General features: G+C 53.3%; 25 protein-coding genes and 1 pseudogene. 4 read left to right on the forward strand and 22 right to left on the reverse strand.

Translation table 11 applies throughout. The features are described 5' to 3' along the window. Positions 1–281: 281 nt before the first annotated feature. From RQ738_RS10780 to soxR, 21 genes are all read right to left on the reverse strand, one after another. Positions 282–752, reverse strand: a complete 471-nt coding sequence (locus RQ738_RS10780; RefSeq protein WP_314165189.1) for a VOC family protein — start codon at positions 750–752, stop codon at positions 282–284. Between the two features lie 66 nt (positions 753–818). Then, positions 819–1,223 carry a VOC family protein gene (locus tag RQ738_RS10785; protein WP_314165191.1) on the reverse strand — a complete coding sequence of 135 codons (405 nt, stop codon included), beginning with the start codon at positions 1,221–1,223 and terminating at the stop codon, positions 819–821. A gap of 55 nt (positions 1,224–1,278) precedes the next feature. Further along, positions 1,279–1,731, reverse strand: a complete 453-nt coding sequence (locus tag RQ738_RS10790; RefSeq protein WP_314165192.1) for a hypothetical protein — start codon at positions 1,729–1,731, stop codon at positions 1,279–1,281. Positions 1,732–1,888: 157 nt separating this feature from the next. Beyond that, entirely contained in the window at positions 1,889–2,581 is a 693-nt protein-coding gene (locus RQ738_RS10795; RefSeq protein WP_314165193.1) for a phytanoyl-CoA dioxygenase family protein, read from the reverse strand. Between the two features lie 112 nt (positions 2,582–2,693). Next, entirely contained in the window at positions 2,694–3,251 is a 558-nt protein-coding gene (locus tag RQ738_RS10800) for a dihydrofolate reductase family protein (protein WP_314165194.1), read from the reverse strand. Positions 3,252–3,288: 37 nt separating this feature from the next. Continuing rightward, positions 3,289–3,429, reverse strand: a complete 141-nt coding sequence (locus tag RQ738_RS10805) for a hypothetical protein (RefSeq protein WP_314165196.1) — start codon at positions 3,427–3,429, stop codon at positions 3,289–3,291. Positions 3,430–3,521: 92 nt separating this feature from the next. Continuing rightward, the gene (locus tag RQ738_RS10810; RefSeq protein ID WP_314165218.1) at positions 3,522–3,770 is read right to left on the reverse strand and encodes a VOC family protein; all 249 of its coding nucleotides are present in this window, start codon (positions 3,768–3,770) and stop codon (positions 3,522–3,524) included. Next, a complete protein-coding gene (gene arr, locus RQ738_RS10815) occupies positions 3,766–4,191 on the reverse strand; it encodes an NAD(+)--rifampin ADP-ribosyltransferase (protein WP_314165219.1) in 426 nt (141 codons plus the stop codon). Before arr ends, RQ738_RS10810 begins: the two co-directional genes overlap by 5 nt. 427 nt (positions 4,192–4,618) lie before the next feature. Continuing rightward, the gene (locus RQ738_RS10820; protein WP_314165197.1) at positions 4,619–5,326 is read right to left on the reverse strand and encodes a DUF899 family protein; all 708 of its coding nucleotides are present in this window, start codon (positions 5,324–5,326) and stop codon (positions 4,619–4,621) included. Next, positions 5,323–5,766, reverse strand: a complete 444-nt coding sequence (locus RQ738_RS10825) for an SRPBCC family protein (RefSeq protein WP_314165198.1) — start codon at positions 5,764–5,766, stop codon at positions 5,323–5,325. The genes RQ738_RS10820 and RQ738_RS10825 overlap by 4 nt, the downstream gene beginning before the upstream one ends. Before the next feature lie 80 nt (positions 5,767–5,846). After that, entirely contained in the window at positions 5,847–6,305 is a 459-nt protein-coding gene (locus tag RQ738_RS10830; protein ID WP_314165200.1) for an SRPBCC family protein, read from the reverse strand. 67 nt (positions 6,306–6,372) lie between these two features. Continuing rightward, on the reverse strand, positions 6,373–6,741 hold the full coding sequence (locus tag RQ738_RS10835) for a YciI family protein (protein ID WP_314165201.1): 369 nt from the start codon (positions 6,739–6,741) through the stop codon (positions 6,373–6,375). Positions 6,742–6,804: 63 nt separating this feature from the next. Next, entirely contained in the window at positions 6,805–7,599 is a 795-nt protein-coding gene (locus RQ738_RS10840; RefSeq protein ID WP_314165202.1) for a VOC family protein, read from the reverse strand. A 37-nt stretch (positions 7,600–7,636) separates the two neighbouring features. Then, on the reverse strand, positions 7,637–8,008 hold the full coding sequence (locus RQ738_RS10845) for a DUF1428 domain-containing protein (protein WP_314165204.1): 372 nt from the start codon (positions 8,006–8,008) through the stop codon (positions 7,637–7,639). A 77-nt stretch (positions 8,009–8,085) separates the two neighbouring features. Then, positions 8,086–9,345 carry an RNA polymerase sigma factor gene (locus RQ738_RS10850; RefSeq protein WP_314165205.1) on the reverse strand — a complete coding sequence of 420 codons (1,260 nt, stop codon included), beginning with the start codon at positions 9,343–9,345 and terminating at the stop codon, positions 8,086–8,088. Positions 9,346–9,461: 116 nt separating this feature from the next. After that, complete coding sequence (locus RQ738_RS10855) at positions 9,462–9,791, reverse strand: metalloregulator ArsR/SmtB family transcription factor (RefSeq protein ID WP_314165206.1); 330 nt, start codon at positions 9,789–9,791, stop codon at positions 9,462–9,464. Further along, entirely contained in the window at positions 9,791–10,429 is a 639-nt protein-coding gene (locus RQ738_RS10860) for an SRPBCC domain-containing protein (RefSeq protein ID WP_314165208.1), read from the reverse strand. The genes RQ738_RS10855 and RQ738_RS10860 overlap by 1 nt, the downstream gene beginning before the upstream one ends. Positions 10,430–10,443: 14 nt before the next feature. Then, positions 10,444–10,548, reverse strand: a complete 105-nt coding sequence (locus tag RQ738_RS13770; protein ID WP_409929546.1) for a hypothetical protein — start codon at positions 10,546–10,548, stop codon at positions 10,444–10,446. Beyond that, positions 10,535–10,663 (reverse strand): DUF2200 family protein, encoded by a 129-nt coding sequence (locus tag RQ738_RS10865; RefSeq protein WP_314165209.1) that lies wholly within the window; start codon positions 10,661–10,663, stop codon positions 10,535–10,537. The genes RQ738_RS13770 and RQ738_RS10865 overlap by 14 nt, the downstream gene beginning before the upstream one ends. Continuing rightward, positions 10,660–11,061 (reverse strand): VOC family protein, encoded by a 402-nt coding sequence (locus tag RQ738_RS10870; protein WP_314165210.1) that lies wholly within the window; start codon positions 11,059–11,061, stop codon positions 10,660–10,662. The genes RQ738_RS10865 and RQ738_RS10870 overlap by 4 nt, the downstream gene beginning before the upstream one ends. 358 nt (positions 11,062–11,419) lie before the next feature. Further along, entirely contained in the window at positions 11,420–11,881 is a 462-nt protein-coding gene (gene soxR, locus RQ738_RS10875) for a redox-sensitive transcriptional activator SoxR (protein ID WP_314165211.1), read from the reverse strand. A 133-nt stretch (positions 11,882–12,014) separates the two neighbouring features. On the opposite strand from soxR, the gene RQ738_RS10880 reads away from it, so the two are divergent. The 4 genes from RQ738_RS10880 (at position 12,015) to RQ738_RS10895 (ending at position 14,516) form a co-directional block, all read left to right on the forward strand. Next, entirely contained in the window at positions 12,015–12,428 is a 414-nt protein-coding gene (locus RQ738_RS10880) for a VOC family protein (protein ID WP_314165213.1), read from the forward strand. A 555-nt stretch (positions 12,429–12,983) separates the two neighbouring features. Continuing rightward, the gene (locus RQ738_RS10885) at positions 12,984–13,301 is read left to right on the forward strand and encodes a type II toxin-antitoxin system PrlF family antitoxin (RefSeq protein WP_314165214.1); all 318 of its coding nucleotides are present in this window, start codon (positions 12,984–12,986) and stop codon (positions 13,299–13,301) included. Next, on the forward strand, positions 13,301–13,771 hold the full coding sequence (locus RQ738_RS10890; RefSeq protein WP_314165215.1) for a type II toxin-antitoxin system YhaV family toxin: 471 nt from the start codon (positions 13,301–13,303) through the stop codon (positions 13,769–13,771). Before RQ738_RS10885 ends, RQ738_RS10890 begins: the two co-directional genes overlap by 1 nt. A 442-nt stretch (positions 13,772–14,213) precedes the next feature. Then, positions 14,214–14,516 (forward strand): hypothetical protein, encoded by a 303-nt coding sequence (locus RQ738_RS10895; RefSeq protein ID WP_314165216.1) that lies wholly within the window; start codon positions 14,214–14,216, stop codon positions 14,514–14,516. Between the two features lie 151 nt (positions 14,517–14,667). On the opposite strand, the pseudogene RQ738_RS10900 reads toward RQ738_RS10895, so the two are convergent. Further along, positions 14,668–14,932: pseudogene (locus tag RQ738_RS10900) on the reverse strand (nucleotidyl transferase AbiEii/AbiGii toxin family protein); the annotation flags it as partial.

Below are 14,932 nucleotides of genomic sequence, written 5' to 3' on the forward strand. Positions count from 1 at the left end.
CGTCGACAGCGGATAGGGAGGACGCCCCAGTTGTCCCTTGGGATATTTCTTTGCCAGCACTTTCTCCAATTTCTTCCACGGTATAAGCGTCTCCATCTTACCCAGGAAAATCTCACGACGAGTGGTTTTCTTCTTGATGGCGTATTCAGCTTCCGCAAAAGTGATCTGGCTCATGAAAAGTTCCTCTGGATTCGGTAGGTGTATTATGCCAGATTATGGGACTTATTCAGAGGTTCCTTAGGAATCAGGTCGGCTGGACCGCCTGGTCAGGCCGCAGTTTTCTAGTGTAGTGTCACTGCAAGTTCAATTGCAGCGATGTCAATTTTCTTTTGCTTCATCATGGCTGCCATCGCTTTGGCAGAAACATTCTTGTGTGCATTCATCGTCAATTCCGTCAGCCTTTTCGGGAAAATCTGCCACGAAACCCCGTAGCGGTCTTTCAGCCAGCCGCAGACGCTTTCCTCACCGCCATCGGCGGTCAGCGCGGCCCACAGCCGATCTGTCTCGGCCTGATCGGCAGTTTCGACCGCAATCGAAACCGCCTCGGTCAGCGTGAAATGCGGTCCGGCGTCGAGTATCTGGTAAGGCACACCACCGAGCGAGAAGTCGATGACCGAAAAGGCGCCCTGACCGGCATCACCGGTAAAGATTCTCTCGACCCGGCTATCCGGAATCAGAGAACAGTAGAATTCAGCGGCCTCTCGGCCTCGCCCGTCACGGAACCAGAGACAAGTGCGGATAGAGCTGGACATAGTGCTTTCCTCCTGTGAGTGAATCGGTTACTGACAACCTGTTATGGGTCAGAGCTTTGGTGAATGCTATTGTTGATTCGGGCATACAAGCTCCCAGAGATGCCCTTCTGGATCGGTAACGTAGCCTGTATACCCTCCTGATGTGGCATCGACTGCTGCCACTCCCGGCGCGCCTCCCCCATGATGCTTGGCTGTTTCCATCGCATGATCCACGTCCTGGTGTGTTTCAACCGCGCAGCTAATGACGGCAGGCGCTGACGCTCCAGGCATGAGTGCCGCACGGTCAGCTTTCCTGGTATACGACTCGTAACTCGCTTTTTCCATAAGAAAAAGGGACATATTCGGAAACTCAAGCGCCAGGATTCCTTCTTCGATTTGCGCATCAGAAAAACCGAAGACCCCTTGGTAGAAGCCGAGCGTCTTTTGCAGGTCAGTGACGGGAAGGCAAAGTACAGTTGTTTTAATCTTCATAGATTCTCCTTAAATACCGGTTCTCTGGGTTTGATGCATAGGTTATGCGCCTGCATCACCAATGAACAATCTCGCCCGCATCAAACACCATGCCAGAATGAGCCTTCCGGCAGTTGATGAATATATTGTTGATCGGAACATCGGCGCGCTTCGATATGTTAGAGGACACAGCTCTTAGCATCTTTTCGATACTCTCATCCGCATTGAAATCAGGCGCCAGTAAATCGACTAACACTGGGTGAGAGGTCGGAGGCTGTTGCAGCGCCGTCTTTCCACCGACTGCATAATGGCCAGAAGGAAGAACCTCCCATGTAGCGGTTATATGCTCAATGCCAATACCCGTCGCATTGGAGAAATCTTTTGACAACCCTTCAATTACGGCGCTCGCATCGCGTGCCAGCAACCACTTGCCGTTGATCTTTCGCAGGACCGTGAGCGTATGGCCGGCTCGTTCGACGGGTTCGCTCCCGTTCAGCGGCATGGTTATTACGGAGAGTTTCGTCCACATGAACGCCCAATCACCGACTACCTGAATTCCTGATCATCGTTCGGCATGTTCGGAGTTCTTCTATGATGCCCACACCGCAATCAGCCGCGTAGCGAAGCATCGTCGGCTGGAAGCGCTTATGTCAACTTTTAATCTTCCTATCCATTTCTAAGGATCGTTATTCTGCAAAGTAACGAGCTGTTGCCATTATACGAATGTTTTTGGTTGAATTTACTGAGGGCGTATGCAGCACCCGCATATCCATCAGGTATACATCCCCTGCATGACCCGCCATTTCCAAGACCAATAGCTCTACATCACCTACTTTGACACTATTGTTTACGCCGTCACTTATAAGTTCTGAGATCCCCTGCTTTGCTTGGACTTGGTTTTGCAAGCGGTGTGAGCCCGCCAAGGCTAAAGTCGCCCCTCCTTTAACTGCGACATTGTCTAAAAGGATGAAAGCTTGAATCCCTGGGATGCCCTTCATCTGAGATTTGGAAATATCTCGATGCCAGTTTAGTCCTTCAAGAGTCCAAGCGATTTGGTGAGGCAACGAAATGAGCAACTGACCATTCTGACCATGTAGTGGTGCGTCAGCTAACAGGCACATAGCAGAATACAGCTCCTGTGAAATAAGCCTATCATTCAGACCTCGGTAGCCTATCAATTGACCCAGTTTTCCGGTTTGCTGAAAAACCGGAACACCTTTCATTTTTTGAGACAGAGTTCTACCCGTCGACCAGATATTAAGCCTCTTAAGCTCTTTGAACACATGATCCCTCACAGGCAAAACCACGCTTTTAGAAAGAGCACCTGGGATGTAAATATAACCTTTTTCGTGAAACTCTTTTCTTTGCTCTGGTGTCACTTCGAAACCTACTGGCCTGCTCTGACATAATGCTCCGGTTCAGCTACGGGCCGCACAGCGTCCGCTGAACCGGTTGTTGAACGACATCGTTTGAGAGAAGGCGCTCACACGTTCACGCGATCCTGTCGGCTCGATAGCGAAGAATAACGCAGCCGGTCGAATGTGAGCACGCTTCGAGCAGCTGAAGCCCTTGTGGCTTCACCCCATCGCTGAACAGAAGCCTGCCGCTGCCATGGATGATCGGCGCAATCCCGATACGGTACTCGTCAAAGAGGTTCTCGTTCATCAGGGTCTTCGAGAGATTGGCGCTGCCGAAAACGAACATGTTACCGTTTCCCTGTTGCTTAAGTCTTGCCACTTCCTGCACCACGTTGTCCTTCATTAGTGTCGTATTGTTCCAGCCCGCCGTCTGGAGACTGCGCGAACAGACCACCTTCGGAAGGCTGTTCATGTAATCGGCCACCGCTCCCTTGGCCGTTTGCCAATACGCAGCCATGCCCTCGTATGTCACTCGACCGAACACAAGCATGTCGGTCGACTGCAATTGATCGAGAGAGAATCGCTCGAGTTCCTCGCCCCAAACTTTTTCGTGCCAGGGCAAGTCCCAGTTCTTCTCGCCCTCGAAGTAACCATCAAGGGTGATGAGATTCCACATAATTAGTTGGCGCATCGCATAGCCTCCTGTGCTCCGGTCGTCTAACGCGGGTTCATTGGTTTTCGGAAACCTTTCGGTACGTGCGCGCCTCCTGTTCCTTCAGCTCCGGCGTGAACTCTTCGCCGAAATCCTCGCTCGGCATTGCACCCGCCTCCGAGTCCTGGGTCGCCTTGATGATGATCATGAATCGCATGGTCGTGTCTCCTTGGAATAACGGTTGGTGTTGCTTCATAGTCGAATGGCGAGGTGCCGTTTCGACATCGGTGTCTCTATGTCAAGATGCAGCTACGCAGCAGCAGCCTTGAAGTCGTCGAGCTGGGCAGCGAGTGCGCGCTTGAAGGCGGGCGTAATTTGCCAGGACAATCCCCATTTTTCCTTGCACCAGCCGCACGCGCTTTCCTGTCCGCCGTTATCCACGATCGCGTTCCAGTAGCGATCGGTTTCAGCCTGGTCCGCGGTTGCAACCTGAAATGAGGATGCCTCGGTGTGCTTGAACGCGGGGCTGCCGTTGAGGCCCAGGCACTGATCATCAATTAATTATTTCTCCGGTGCTATTGGACACTTTTGTTCGAAACTTCCTGAGGTCTTCAGGCGTTTGTTTTATCCAATCTGTTACTTCGCCGACGATTTTCAGTGGTGAGTTTGATCGGTATGAACGAGTCGGGTTACCTGGAAACTTTTTGTTGGTTACATTTGGATCATTCTCAAAATTCCCAGTAGGAGAAACAATATAAACTCGTTCTTTCCCATCACCTTTTGCTAATGCGGCAGCTAGCCCCGCACCGCTGACTAGAGCAGTAAAATATATGTGGTTCATTTTTAGCTCAGGCTTGTAATTTGAATTTCCACCTGCTGTCAGCAAATCCCCAATTTTTAAATCCGCTTTTGATCCGTGATAAAACGGCCCTGTATCAGTTGGCTTATCTGAAACTGATTTTGCTAGTTTGAAATTTATATTTGCGTTTTCAATGTCATCCATTGCCTCATAGCATTTTGCTATATCTGAATATAGAGAAGGAAGAGCACTTTTTACTGAGTCATCATTAATCTTAAGTGCTAAGCCCAAAGTCTTCTCTAACCATTTAAGTTTCTCGGAGATATTGTTTTGATGTCGAGCAACATAATGAGCTGAGATAAATTTTTCAAAGTCGTATTTTGCTTCACCCCAAGCCTGATAGAAACATTTACGAGCTTCATCAAATAATCCCTTTTCTTCCATAGTCATACCTTGAAGGCAGTGCTTCACAACTTTATTGCTAGGGTTGAACTCCATAGATCTTGTATCTCCGGATTTTTGAAATGAGGTGTATATCTTCTGTAGGTTCATTTGCTCTCCTCCGAACCGGGCGTGCCGGTTCCCAAATCGTCCGAGTGCCCCGCCTTTACCCGAGGCCACTGGACGATGGGACGTCCATCGCTACGGAACGGGTTCTCTTCTTCGTCGTCCTTCCACGGTTGCGGCCAACCGGTCGGCGAATCCTCCCACCATTCCTGCCGTCCGTATATACCGTCAAGTCGACCAGCGGGTAACTGTTGCCCATCACCTCGACGCCGCGCCTCGTCGTCCAGTAGGTCTCAAAGACCCTGTCGCCTTGTCGCAAGTAGCAAATGAGGTACATCGTGCCCGCCCGGCGACCATCCAGGAGAGCGTGAAGCGACGTGCCCTGGACCGAGTACCACGGCATCTTCCAGCCCATGAAGTCACGGTATCGGGCGCTCTCTTCGTATGGGCCCTGGCAGAACGTGGCGTAGGTAATGTCACGGGAATGAAGGAAGGCCAGCTCGCGTACCTGCGCCGTGAATAAGGCGCAACCCTCGCACTGCTCCGCAGCCGAGTGTCCGGCATGCCACATGAAGTAGTAGGCGATGAGCATCCCGCGACCCTCGAACGCATCCAGCAAAGTCACAGTTCCGCGCTCGTGGATCAGCGGTATCCCGCCATTCACTTCGACCATGGGAAGTCGGCGGCGGGAGGCAGCGATGGCGTCGCCTTCCATCATGTGGGCCTTCTCTCGAAGCCGCAATGCGCCCACTTCGGCCTGGAAGGTGCTCCGATCGACTACCTGGGGCGCTCCAAGTTCGTCTCTCATGTTGTCATCTCCTCCCTTGTTGTTTGCTGTGATTCAACATATGACTTGAAATTATTCAGGATGGCTTGCCAACCATCACGTTGCATGTCGATAGCATTTTCTTGTTCAGCATCAAAAATCGTCGTCACTTTTGTGGAGCGGCCTTGTGCTTCAAAATTTGTCGCCACCTTCCTGCCATCGGCCATGGTGTAGGTAAGCGTATTCGGTGCCGATACCTCGTCGTAAACGGCTTCAAAATCAAAGCCAAAACTCCCGTCTTTGGCTTCCATTCGGGCTCTGTACTGACCACCGACTTTCAAATCATTCTCGGCACTTTGGCAGCACCAATCATCAGACGCAAAATTCCATTGCATAATGTGATCAGGTTCGGTCCAGTATTGCCATACTATTTCAGGTGGTGCGGCAATTACTGTGTCAATGGTGATTTGCTCATTGATCATGATTATTTCCTCCAAATCTTGCGTGATGCCTTCGAGCTCAACTTGCTTGTAGTGATTTTTTCATTATCAGTTTTTCACTCTTAACCATGATCAGGAATATCCGGCCCAACCAGCCGGGCAAGCTGCTCCAGTGATTCCTGCCAGCCCAGGTAACAGCTCTCGACGGGAATCAGCGATGGAATACCTGCCTGAACAATGTATATCTCCGTGCCACAGGACACCGCTTTCAGATCAATGGTCACCTGCATTTCACCGGGCAGGTTTTCATCGTCAAAGCGATCCGTGTGGCGGATGCGTTCGTTGGGCGCCAGCTCAACATACTCAACCGTGAACGAGTGACTGCTGCCAGTACCGAAATTGGTGAAAGACATGCGGTAACCACCACCCACGCGGACATCCATTTCGTGGATGGTACCCGTAAACCCGTAAGGTGGCAGCCAGTATTCCAGCGCCTGTTTATCCGTAAACGCTTTATAGACCCGTTCCACGGGAGCCGGTAGTACGCGGTGTAGCCGGACGGTGCCGGTTTCATTAGTCATAATCATCTCCTGTCTATTCAGTAAGTTTTTGCTGACCGCTTTGTTAAGAGCGCAAATCTCTTGGCAATCAACGGCTGTTGTCCTGCTCCATTAATTCCCGCACCGGGCGGATTTCCACGCAGCCGTAGCGCGCCGGCGGAATCTTTTCCGCCAGACGAATCGCCTCATTCATGTCCCGGGCTTCCAGCATATAAAAACCGGCGAGTTGCTCCTTGGTCTCCGCGAAGGGACCATCAGTAATCAACGCTTTGTTGTCACGCATGCGCAGGGTGGTTGCGGTATCCGTGGATAATAGCGGCGCGCCGTCGAGAAAATGACCGCCCTGGGTTAAATCCTCCACGCACCCAATACACTCGCGATTGATAGCATCCCACTCCTGTTGGGACAGTTGCTGCATTTTCTTTTCATCGTAATAAACCAGGCATAGGTATTTCATATTTCATTCCTCGCGTGACAGCCGTTCTTTGAGCACAGGCTGTGTGACTATCTTTTAAACCGGCTATTTTTTTGTGCCAACCAAGGCAAATAGCGCTCCCTGCGGATCCAAGCCCTTGACGGTAAAGTCACCGCCGGGGATTTCATCGGGGCCGCGCAGGATTTGTCCGCCGTTATCGGTAATGGCCTTGCAGGCAGAATCGATATCGGCGCAGCGGAAATAGTAGTGCCACATTGGTATCGGCATCTCCGGCGGTTTTAACATCAGCGCACCGATGACCCCGTTGTGGCGGATAAATTCGTATTTTCCCATCGGACCCATATCCATCTCGCCGTCTTTAGTCCAGCCGAATTCGGTGAAATAAAACGCTTTTGCTGTTTCGGGGTCAGGGGTGATCAGCTCGTTCCAGGCGCAGTGCCCGACACGGGGTTTGTCTGAGGCAAAGGCCAGGCTGGTTTCGTTGCTGACGCCCTGCATGACGTAAAACGGGGTTCCCAATGGATCGGTGACCATGGCGATGCGGCCGACGTCAGGAACGTCGAACGGTGATAGCTGCACATGACCACCGGCTGCGACGATGTTGGCGACAGTTTGATCCACATCATCGACACCGATATATCCCAGCCATACTGGTCTGGCGCCACCTTGACGCATCTCTTCGGTCAATTGCATCAACCCGGCAACAGGGTGTTCTTCTCCGGAGTCCTTATCCTTGGCGTGGAGAATGCGGTAGTCCATGCCAGGTTGACCGCTATCGGTGGCCTGCCAGCCCAGTATGGCGCTGTAAAAGGTTAGCGCTGCATCACGGTTATCGGTTAACAATTCGTACCAGATAAACTTGCCGTGTTGGTTGGGCATGCTGTTCTCCTTGTGTCTGCAAATGAATGAGTCAAGATTATTTTTCCAGTGTTACAACCGGCACAAAGCCACCAAAAATCATACGCACACCGTCGAAGGGCATGGGATTTTTCTCCGGACTGATGCGAGCATCGCTTTCCATGGCAGTCATCATTTTCTTCATGCCGGCATCGCGGGTGGTTTTGTCCGGCCATTCAATCCAGGAAAAAGCAACGGCTTCGTCTTCCTTGGCCTGCACCGCGCGGCGAAAGTCGGTAACCTTGCCGTCGGGCACGTCATCTTCCCAGCATTCGAGAATACGGGTGGCACCCATTTCCATAATGACAGCGTCGGCAATTTCCGCGTGTCGTACAAATTTTTCTTTATTGGCTTTCGGGACAGCAATAACAAATCCATCGATATAGCTCATCTTCCTATCCTCAGTGATTAGTGAGTGATTTCACTGATTAGTCGTCAACCAGACAGCGATTTCGACAGTCTCAACAATTATTTTTGCAGTGCAGCCAGGCGTTGCTGCAGAAATCGTCTTTCCGGTTCTTGCTGGACCAGAGCCAGCGCCTGTCGATAGCAGCGGATGGCTTCCTGCGATTCACCAAGACGGCGGAACAGGTCGGCTCGCGCAGCGTGCAGTAGATGGTAGCGCTGCAAATCCTTGTGATTCATCAGCTTATCGATGGCTCTCAGGCCGACTTCAGGCCCATCGCGCATAGCAAGGGCAACGGCGCGGTTGAGTTCCACGATTGGTGAGGGATGAATACGTAGCAGTACATCATAAAGGCCGGTAATTTCCGCCCAGTCGGTATCCGCAGCCGTTGGTGCTTCGGCATGGACGGCGGCAATAGCCGCTTGCAGGGTATAAACGCCCGGTGGTCCAGCCCGCAGGGACTGTTCCACCAGATCACAGCCCTCGCGGATCTGGGCCCGGTTCCACAGTGTGCGATCCTGCTCTTCCAGGGGAATCAAATCGCCGTTGGCGTTGGTGCGCCCGCCGCGCCGGGCATCGTGTAACAGCATCAGTGCCAGCAGACCGGTGACCTCAGCCTTGGGCAATAACTCTTGTATTAACTCTTGCAATAACCTCGCTAAACGTATGGCTTCAGATGACAGGTCTCGCTGGATAAGCCGCTGACCACTGGACGCGGAATAGCCTTCGTTAAAAACGAGGTAAATTACCGACAGCACCGATTCCAGGCGTTCTGACAGCGCGTCGGTCTCAGGTACTTCATAGGGAATGCCTGAATCGCGAATTTTGTTCTTCGCCCTGACAATGCGCTGTGCCAATGTTGGCACTGGCACCAGAAACGCGGCGGAAATGGCCTCGGTGGTCAATCCACACACCTCCCGCAGGGTCAGGGCGACACGGGCTTCCATCGCCAGGCTGGGGTGACAGCAGGTAAACATCAACCGCAGGCGGTCGTCTTCGATCGTTTCATCATTTTCCAACAGTTGAGTGTGTGATTCGGTTTCCAGTATTTGGGCAAGCTCTTCCAGACAGCTATCAAGGCGGGTGCTTTTGCGTATCCGGTCAATGGCTTTAAAGCGGCCCGTAGACACCAGCCAGGCCCGTGGGTTGTCGGGAATGCCATCGTGCTGCCACTGCGATAATGCTGCTACGAAGGCATCCTGCAAGGCTTCTTCGGCGAGATCGAAGTTGCCGTGAAACAGACGAATCAAGGTGGCCATTACCCGGCGTGATTCGTTGCGATAGATCGTTGTAATGCATTGTTCAATGGAGAAGGATGTCATGCTGCAGTCTATAATTCGCGCTAATTATCGCCCAGGAGAGTCGGTTGGGTGCAATTTTCATGGGAGATCGGTACCCATTGGTCAGTCATTCGTAGCTCCTCGTAATCACTGATTTATCAGCTTCGCCGCTTTTTCTTGCCTTTGGCAATCTCCGTGTCAAGCGCACTCAACTTGGGTTCCCAAAACTGGCGGAATCGGTTGAGCCAGGCGTCTATCTCCTGCATGGGCTCCGTGTCGACCGCATAGATGCGGCGCTGGCCATCGACCCGCACGCTGGTAAAGCCACTGTCTCTTAATACTTTGAGATGTTGGGAAACCGCAGCCTGGCTGATGCCGAACTCATCGTGGATCACGGCGACGATATCGCCGGAACGATGCTCGCCCTCAGCGAGCAGTTCCAGAATACGGCGGCGAACAGGATCGCCGAGCACATCGAAGGCGTGCATCACTCATCCCCGATGGGTACGCCGGTGTAGAAGGCCGTGGTTCGTTTCGCGGCCGCCTCCGCGTGCGTTGCATCATCACCCGCTGTGACCGCGGCCCGCTGCCAGTCCTGGCATGCGCCGGTGATATAGGCCTTGCCCTCGGCTGAAGTGACGAAGGCCTCTTCATCGATTTTATCGGTGCGGTCCAGAAGGTGTAGGACCAGACCCAACAGCCCCAGATCCCAGCCCACGCCGACCGCGCCCGGTCCGTATTGTTTCCAGTGATCGTCGATCGGACAGATGTGGGAGAGCTTAAGGCGTGACTGCGACTCGCCTTCTGCGCCGATACGCACTTCGACCCAACTCACGCCGCCACCGAACTCCCAGGTCACCGATAGAAAGCGCGGCGGTACACATTCGGCAATTGTGCCGCCCGCATTTCCCTTGAGCTGATAGTGTCCGCCTGGACACAGATCGCCACTGACGGGGAGAAACCAGCGCGGCAAGCGCTCCGGGTCGGTGACGGCATCCCAAAGGTCATCGGGCGTGGTGTCGTACGTTCGCTCCAGGGTGACATTCCGCGCAGGCTTTCCTTCACGTTGAAGTTCGGTGACTGTGCGCGTGACAGTGCCGAGATACGACATGAAATCAGTGGGCATTTGCTTCACCTTTATTATCTTTGCACAAAATTTTCTCCATCGACCTTCCCGAAGAAGGTTTCAAAGTCTGTTTGTTTTTCCAGTTGAGCTTCCAGCGTTCCCTGGTCATAACCGGTCAACCAGCGAATGATAGCGTCGACGTCTGCTTTCGTGCGCCCCTTTTTTCTCCGCCTTGGTCACATAGTGGGGATAGACACTGGCGAAGCTCGTTGTGTAGATACGATGTTTCTTCATGTTGTCGGCCCGCCGATTGACCAGTTATGACCGAAGGGATCGGCCAGTTGTCCGTACCGCGCGCCCCAGAACTGGTTATCCAGTGGCATCAGTATGGTGGCACCGGCGTCGACCGCCTGTTGCCACGCAGCATCCGCATCATCGACCTCCAGGTGGATCGTGGTGCTTGTGCCGCCGAGCCGTGCCGGGGCCTGCGCGCCGTGCTCGCCAAATTCCGGGAAATCATCATGCAGGTACAGGTCGTTGCCCCCCAGCTTCAGATGCGCATGTATCAGCCGCTTGCCGCCGTCTTCGGCGTGTTTGCCCTCAAGGGTGGCGCCAAACGCACGCTGGTAGAAGGCAATCGCGGCCTCGCCATCATTGACGACCAGGTGTGGGACGATTGTGTTGATACTCATGCGGTGCTCCTTCGAATTGGCAGCGACGCCAGGCGCGCTGGTTTGATTATCGGTGACTGAGAACAATATTTAGTTCAATGTTGTACTTATATAAGTAGATAGTTATATAAACGGTGGTGCGATGTCAAGCGGGAGGTTCAGTTGGTGTAGAGACGAAGGCTCGGTGCAGGAATCTCCCCAGCTTCATTCAGAGAGCTGGCATTTCGGAAATCGAATTCTTCAACCGGAGGGGGCCGAAACAACCGCTCTGGTCCCAGCACGAGGTCTAGCGCCTCGCACTCTGCCGCTGGCTGCGGGAACACCTGGAAGCGGTTACACACGTACTGGTGTCGGACGGATGATCCTGGGGAACTGCTGATCACCCGCGACCGGTTTCCCGGGTAATGCGCTCCAATATCACTGGCCCGCTACCTTCGGCGGCAAGTGTGTCATCGGCGTTGTATATCGGACAGTTTTCCATCGACAGGCAACCACAACCGATACAACCAGTCATGTATTCCCGCAATTTTTCCAGGTAGGCAATGCGGGCATCGAGATTGTGCCGCCAGTTGCGCGCCAGTTTCTCCCAATCCTTCTGGTTTGGTGTGCGGTTCTCGGGCAGCGAATCCAGTGCCTGCCGGATTTCGTCCAGCGTGATACCCAGTTTTTGTGCCGCCTTTATCACTGACACCCTTCGAAGTACATCCTTGCGATAACGCCGCTGGTTGCCGGCGTTGCGGCTACTGTGGATCAGTCCCTTCGTTTCATAGAAATGCAGTGTGCTGACATTGACGCCACCGCGCCTGGCCACTTGCCCGACCGAGAGGTGTGCTTCCGCCATGGTTTTCTCCACAGGAAAAATTTTTTCAGTGTAGGCAAAAAAACACTTTACCTCAACTTAACTTGAGGTATTAGGATGCGCTTCATGCCTGAGCACAGGCGCTCAATATCCAAGTAACAAGGAGGAGAATCAGATGATTACCCTGGAACACATCAACCTCGTCGTAGATGATATCCCCGCCACCCTGGAATTCTACGGTTCAGCCTTCCCCCACTGGAAAATCCGCGCCGAAGGCGACGGCGACTGGTATGGCAAGCCACGGCACTGGCTGCATTTCGGGGATGACTATCAGTACCTGGCTCTCAGCGATCACGGTGAAGGCAGTAACCGCGACCTGGAAGGCCACCAGGTGGGACTCGCCCACTTCGCCTTCGTCGTTGATAACCTCGATGCGCTCATTGAACGTCTCGAACAGGCCGGTTTTGCCATCGCCAAGGACGGTGCGGATTCCCCGTTTCGCAAGAATATCTACTTCATCGACCCGGCGGGTTTCGAAGTGGAATTTGTGGAATACCTGACGGATATTCCGACCCAGCGCAATGCCTGAGATGCCTTGATGAGGCGCAGTGTCATTCTGTTTTCCAGCGGCCGCCAGCACGTCCTCATATGCACGGCCGACGCAGTGGAACCCGGGCACCATCTACAAACCTGAAGGAGTACGATATGAACATACTGGCCATCGGAACCAGCAACAACCAACATTCCATCAACCGCACCCTGGCGTCCTACGTGGCCGGCCTGGTCAGGACCTTGGGCGATGCTGCCTGAATCTGCAACGTGCTGACGGGATCCCAATGCTTGCCGACCATCGGGGGTTCCGATATACCTCGCTGTGGCCGACTGCGGTCGTGTCAGCCCTTTGGTCTTTCTAAGAGCCTTTGGGTATAGGGCAATCCATCGGTGGCCAGCCACGATAAATGGGTTCTGTTCTGTGTCGGATTGAGCAAGGAAGGCAAGCTGTGCCCTGATTACAATGCTGTCCACTATAGGTAGAAGGAGGGTCGACATACAGCAGCGCAAAACGTCAGGCGGAGACCACATTGACAAGGTAAGGAATGTTCCTTACACTTTGGGCATGAGTATTTCTGACAGGAGCGCGATCATGCCCAGCATTCATGAACAGACCACTTTGACCTCCAAGGGGCAGATTACCCTGCCCAAGGCCATCCGGCAGGCCCTGGGGGTAACAACCGGTGGCAAGGTCGCTTTCGAACTGCGCGGCGGTGAAGTGATAGTCACCCGTGCCGATGCCGAACACGAAGACCCCGCCATCGGAGCCTTCCTGGGGATTCTTGAAGAAGATATCCGCAAGGGTCGAAATGTCGGCAAGCTACCGGACGAACTGACCGAGGCCATGCTGGCCAATCTCGGCCACAGTGCCGATCTTGAGGAAGACATCGAAGGCGAAGTAGCGCTCTGATGCAGCGCCATGGATGGATACTCCTGTTCCACGAATGCATCGTGGCGCAATTGCAGAAGCTCCATGCTGCGGCCGAGCGGGCCGAGCGTAATGACCCGGAAGGCTTCGAAGGTAACGCCAACGTCAAACTGTTCAGATCGCTGAGCCAGTTGATTCTGGAGACTGTGCCCAGCGATCCGGGGAGTGATGAGTATCGACAGGGCAACACCCTGGGGTCAGCGCACCGGCACTGGCGGCCCGCGAAAATCGGCCGGCGCTTTCGTCTGTTTTTCCGCTACGACTCCAGATCGAAGACCATTGTGTTCGCCTGGGTGAACGATGAGCAGACACTCCGTTCCACGGGCAGCAAGTCGGACCCCTATGCCGTGTTTGCGAAGATGCTCGAAAAAGGTAATCTGCCAGATGGCTGGGAGCAGCTTGTTGCTGCAAGCCGGTCTGATTGGCCGGGACGGCACCGTTCGGGTCTGTGAGCTTGAGAAATTCACCGTCCGTGGGGAATTCATCGAGTGGGACGAGGGCCGCAGCTTCAAATACCGCGTCTCGGCCCGCCCTACAGCCTTGCGCCACTCAAACACTACTGTGAAACGGGCCAGCCCTTCACCGGCAATCCACGGCATTTGCCGGTGCCTGATACCTTGTGTTGAGCGACATGACGGAAGAAGTGGCGTTTGTCGGGCGCGTGTCCAACGCAAGCGCATCCTTTCCGCACGAGGTAGCACCAATCTAGCGGGATAACATGCGGAGGTTATATATGCTACGAAGAGATTTGCTTTGATTGCTTACGATAATGCCGTTAGGTGGCCTGTTACTGAATTCATGTTCTCGAGATGTGGCTAGTACGCCAAACTCGTGCGGGTCGCGGAGGAGACTGGTGCTGACGAATACATTCAGGAGCAGAGTTCAACGTTTTTTGTGGAGAGAAAACTGCTGGAAAAACTCTTCATAGATATGTGGGACAATCTTGACGAGGAGGGGAGAGTTAAGGTTCTGGAAGAGATGGATACAAATGGGGTTATCATGGATCGTGGCGCTATCGTTGCAATGTCGGGATCTGCAGTAATAGGAATCTTGAGTGCTACTGCATACTGGCGACGGGCTGCACAAATGCAGCCGTTTATAATGCAAATGCATATCTTGAAGGCTGATGCGCTCAATTGTGCTGGGTTGCTAAATGATACGCTGCGTCGCCTTGGGATTGGTTCAGAGGTTTCTTAGGCTATTGATGTGGATCGTCCTCAACGTTCCTACCAGTGATACAAAGAATACCGGATGTGATCGGACAGAGCTGCAATTCAGCGGTACGGTGCCCATGATCGATTTAATGGCTTACGCCAAGTGGGTGGAGTAAGAATATTTTAGATTGCCGTTATGTGCTCGCTCGGTTTACTTGATCTTCCAGGTTGGCGCAGGCGTTCATCAGTGCATCAAACGTCAAGGCATTGCCTATCATCACTTCATCAGCCAGCATGGCTTCATAGTCCTGGGCAAGTGCAGCTTTCGCATCGCCCTCCGGCACGATTTTCAGATGCCCGGTGGTTGCCACTGTATAGTCAATAGTCTGACCGTCCCTGTCTTTCTCGATGAAGAAATGTGACTTGTGGCTCGCCACGGCTGCAGCCACTTCACGATCA

This window comes from Sulfuriflexus sp. (assembly GCF_032250955.1).
In the GTDB taxonomy this organism is placed as follows: domain Bacteria; phylum Pseudomonadota; class Gammaproteobacteria; order AKS1; family AKS1; genus Sulfuriflexus.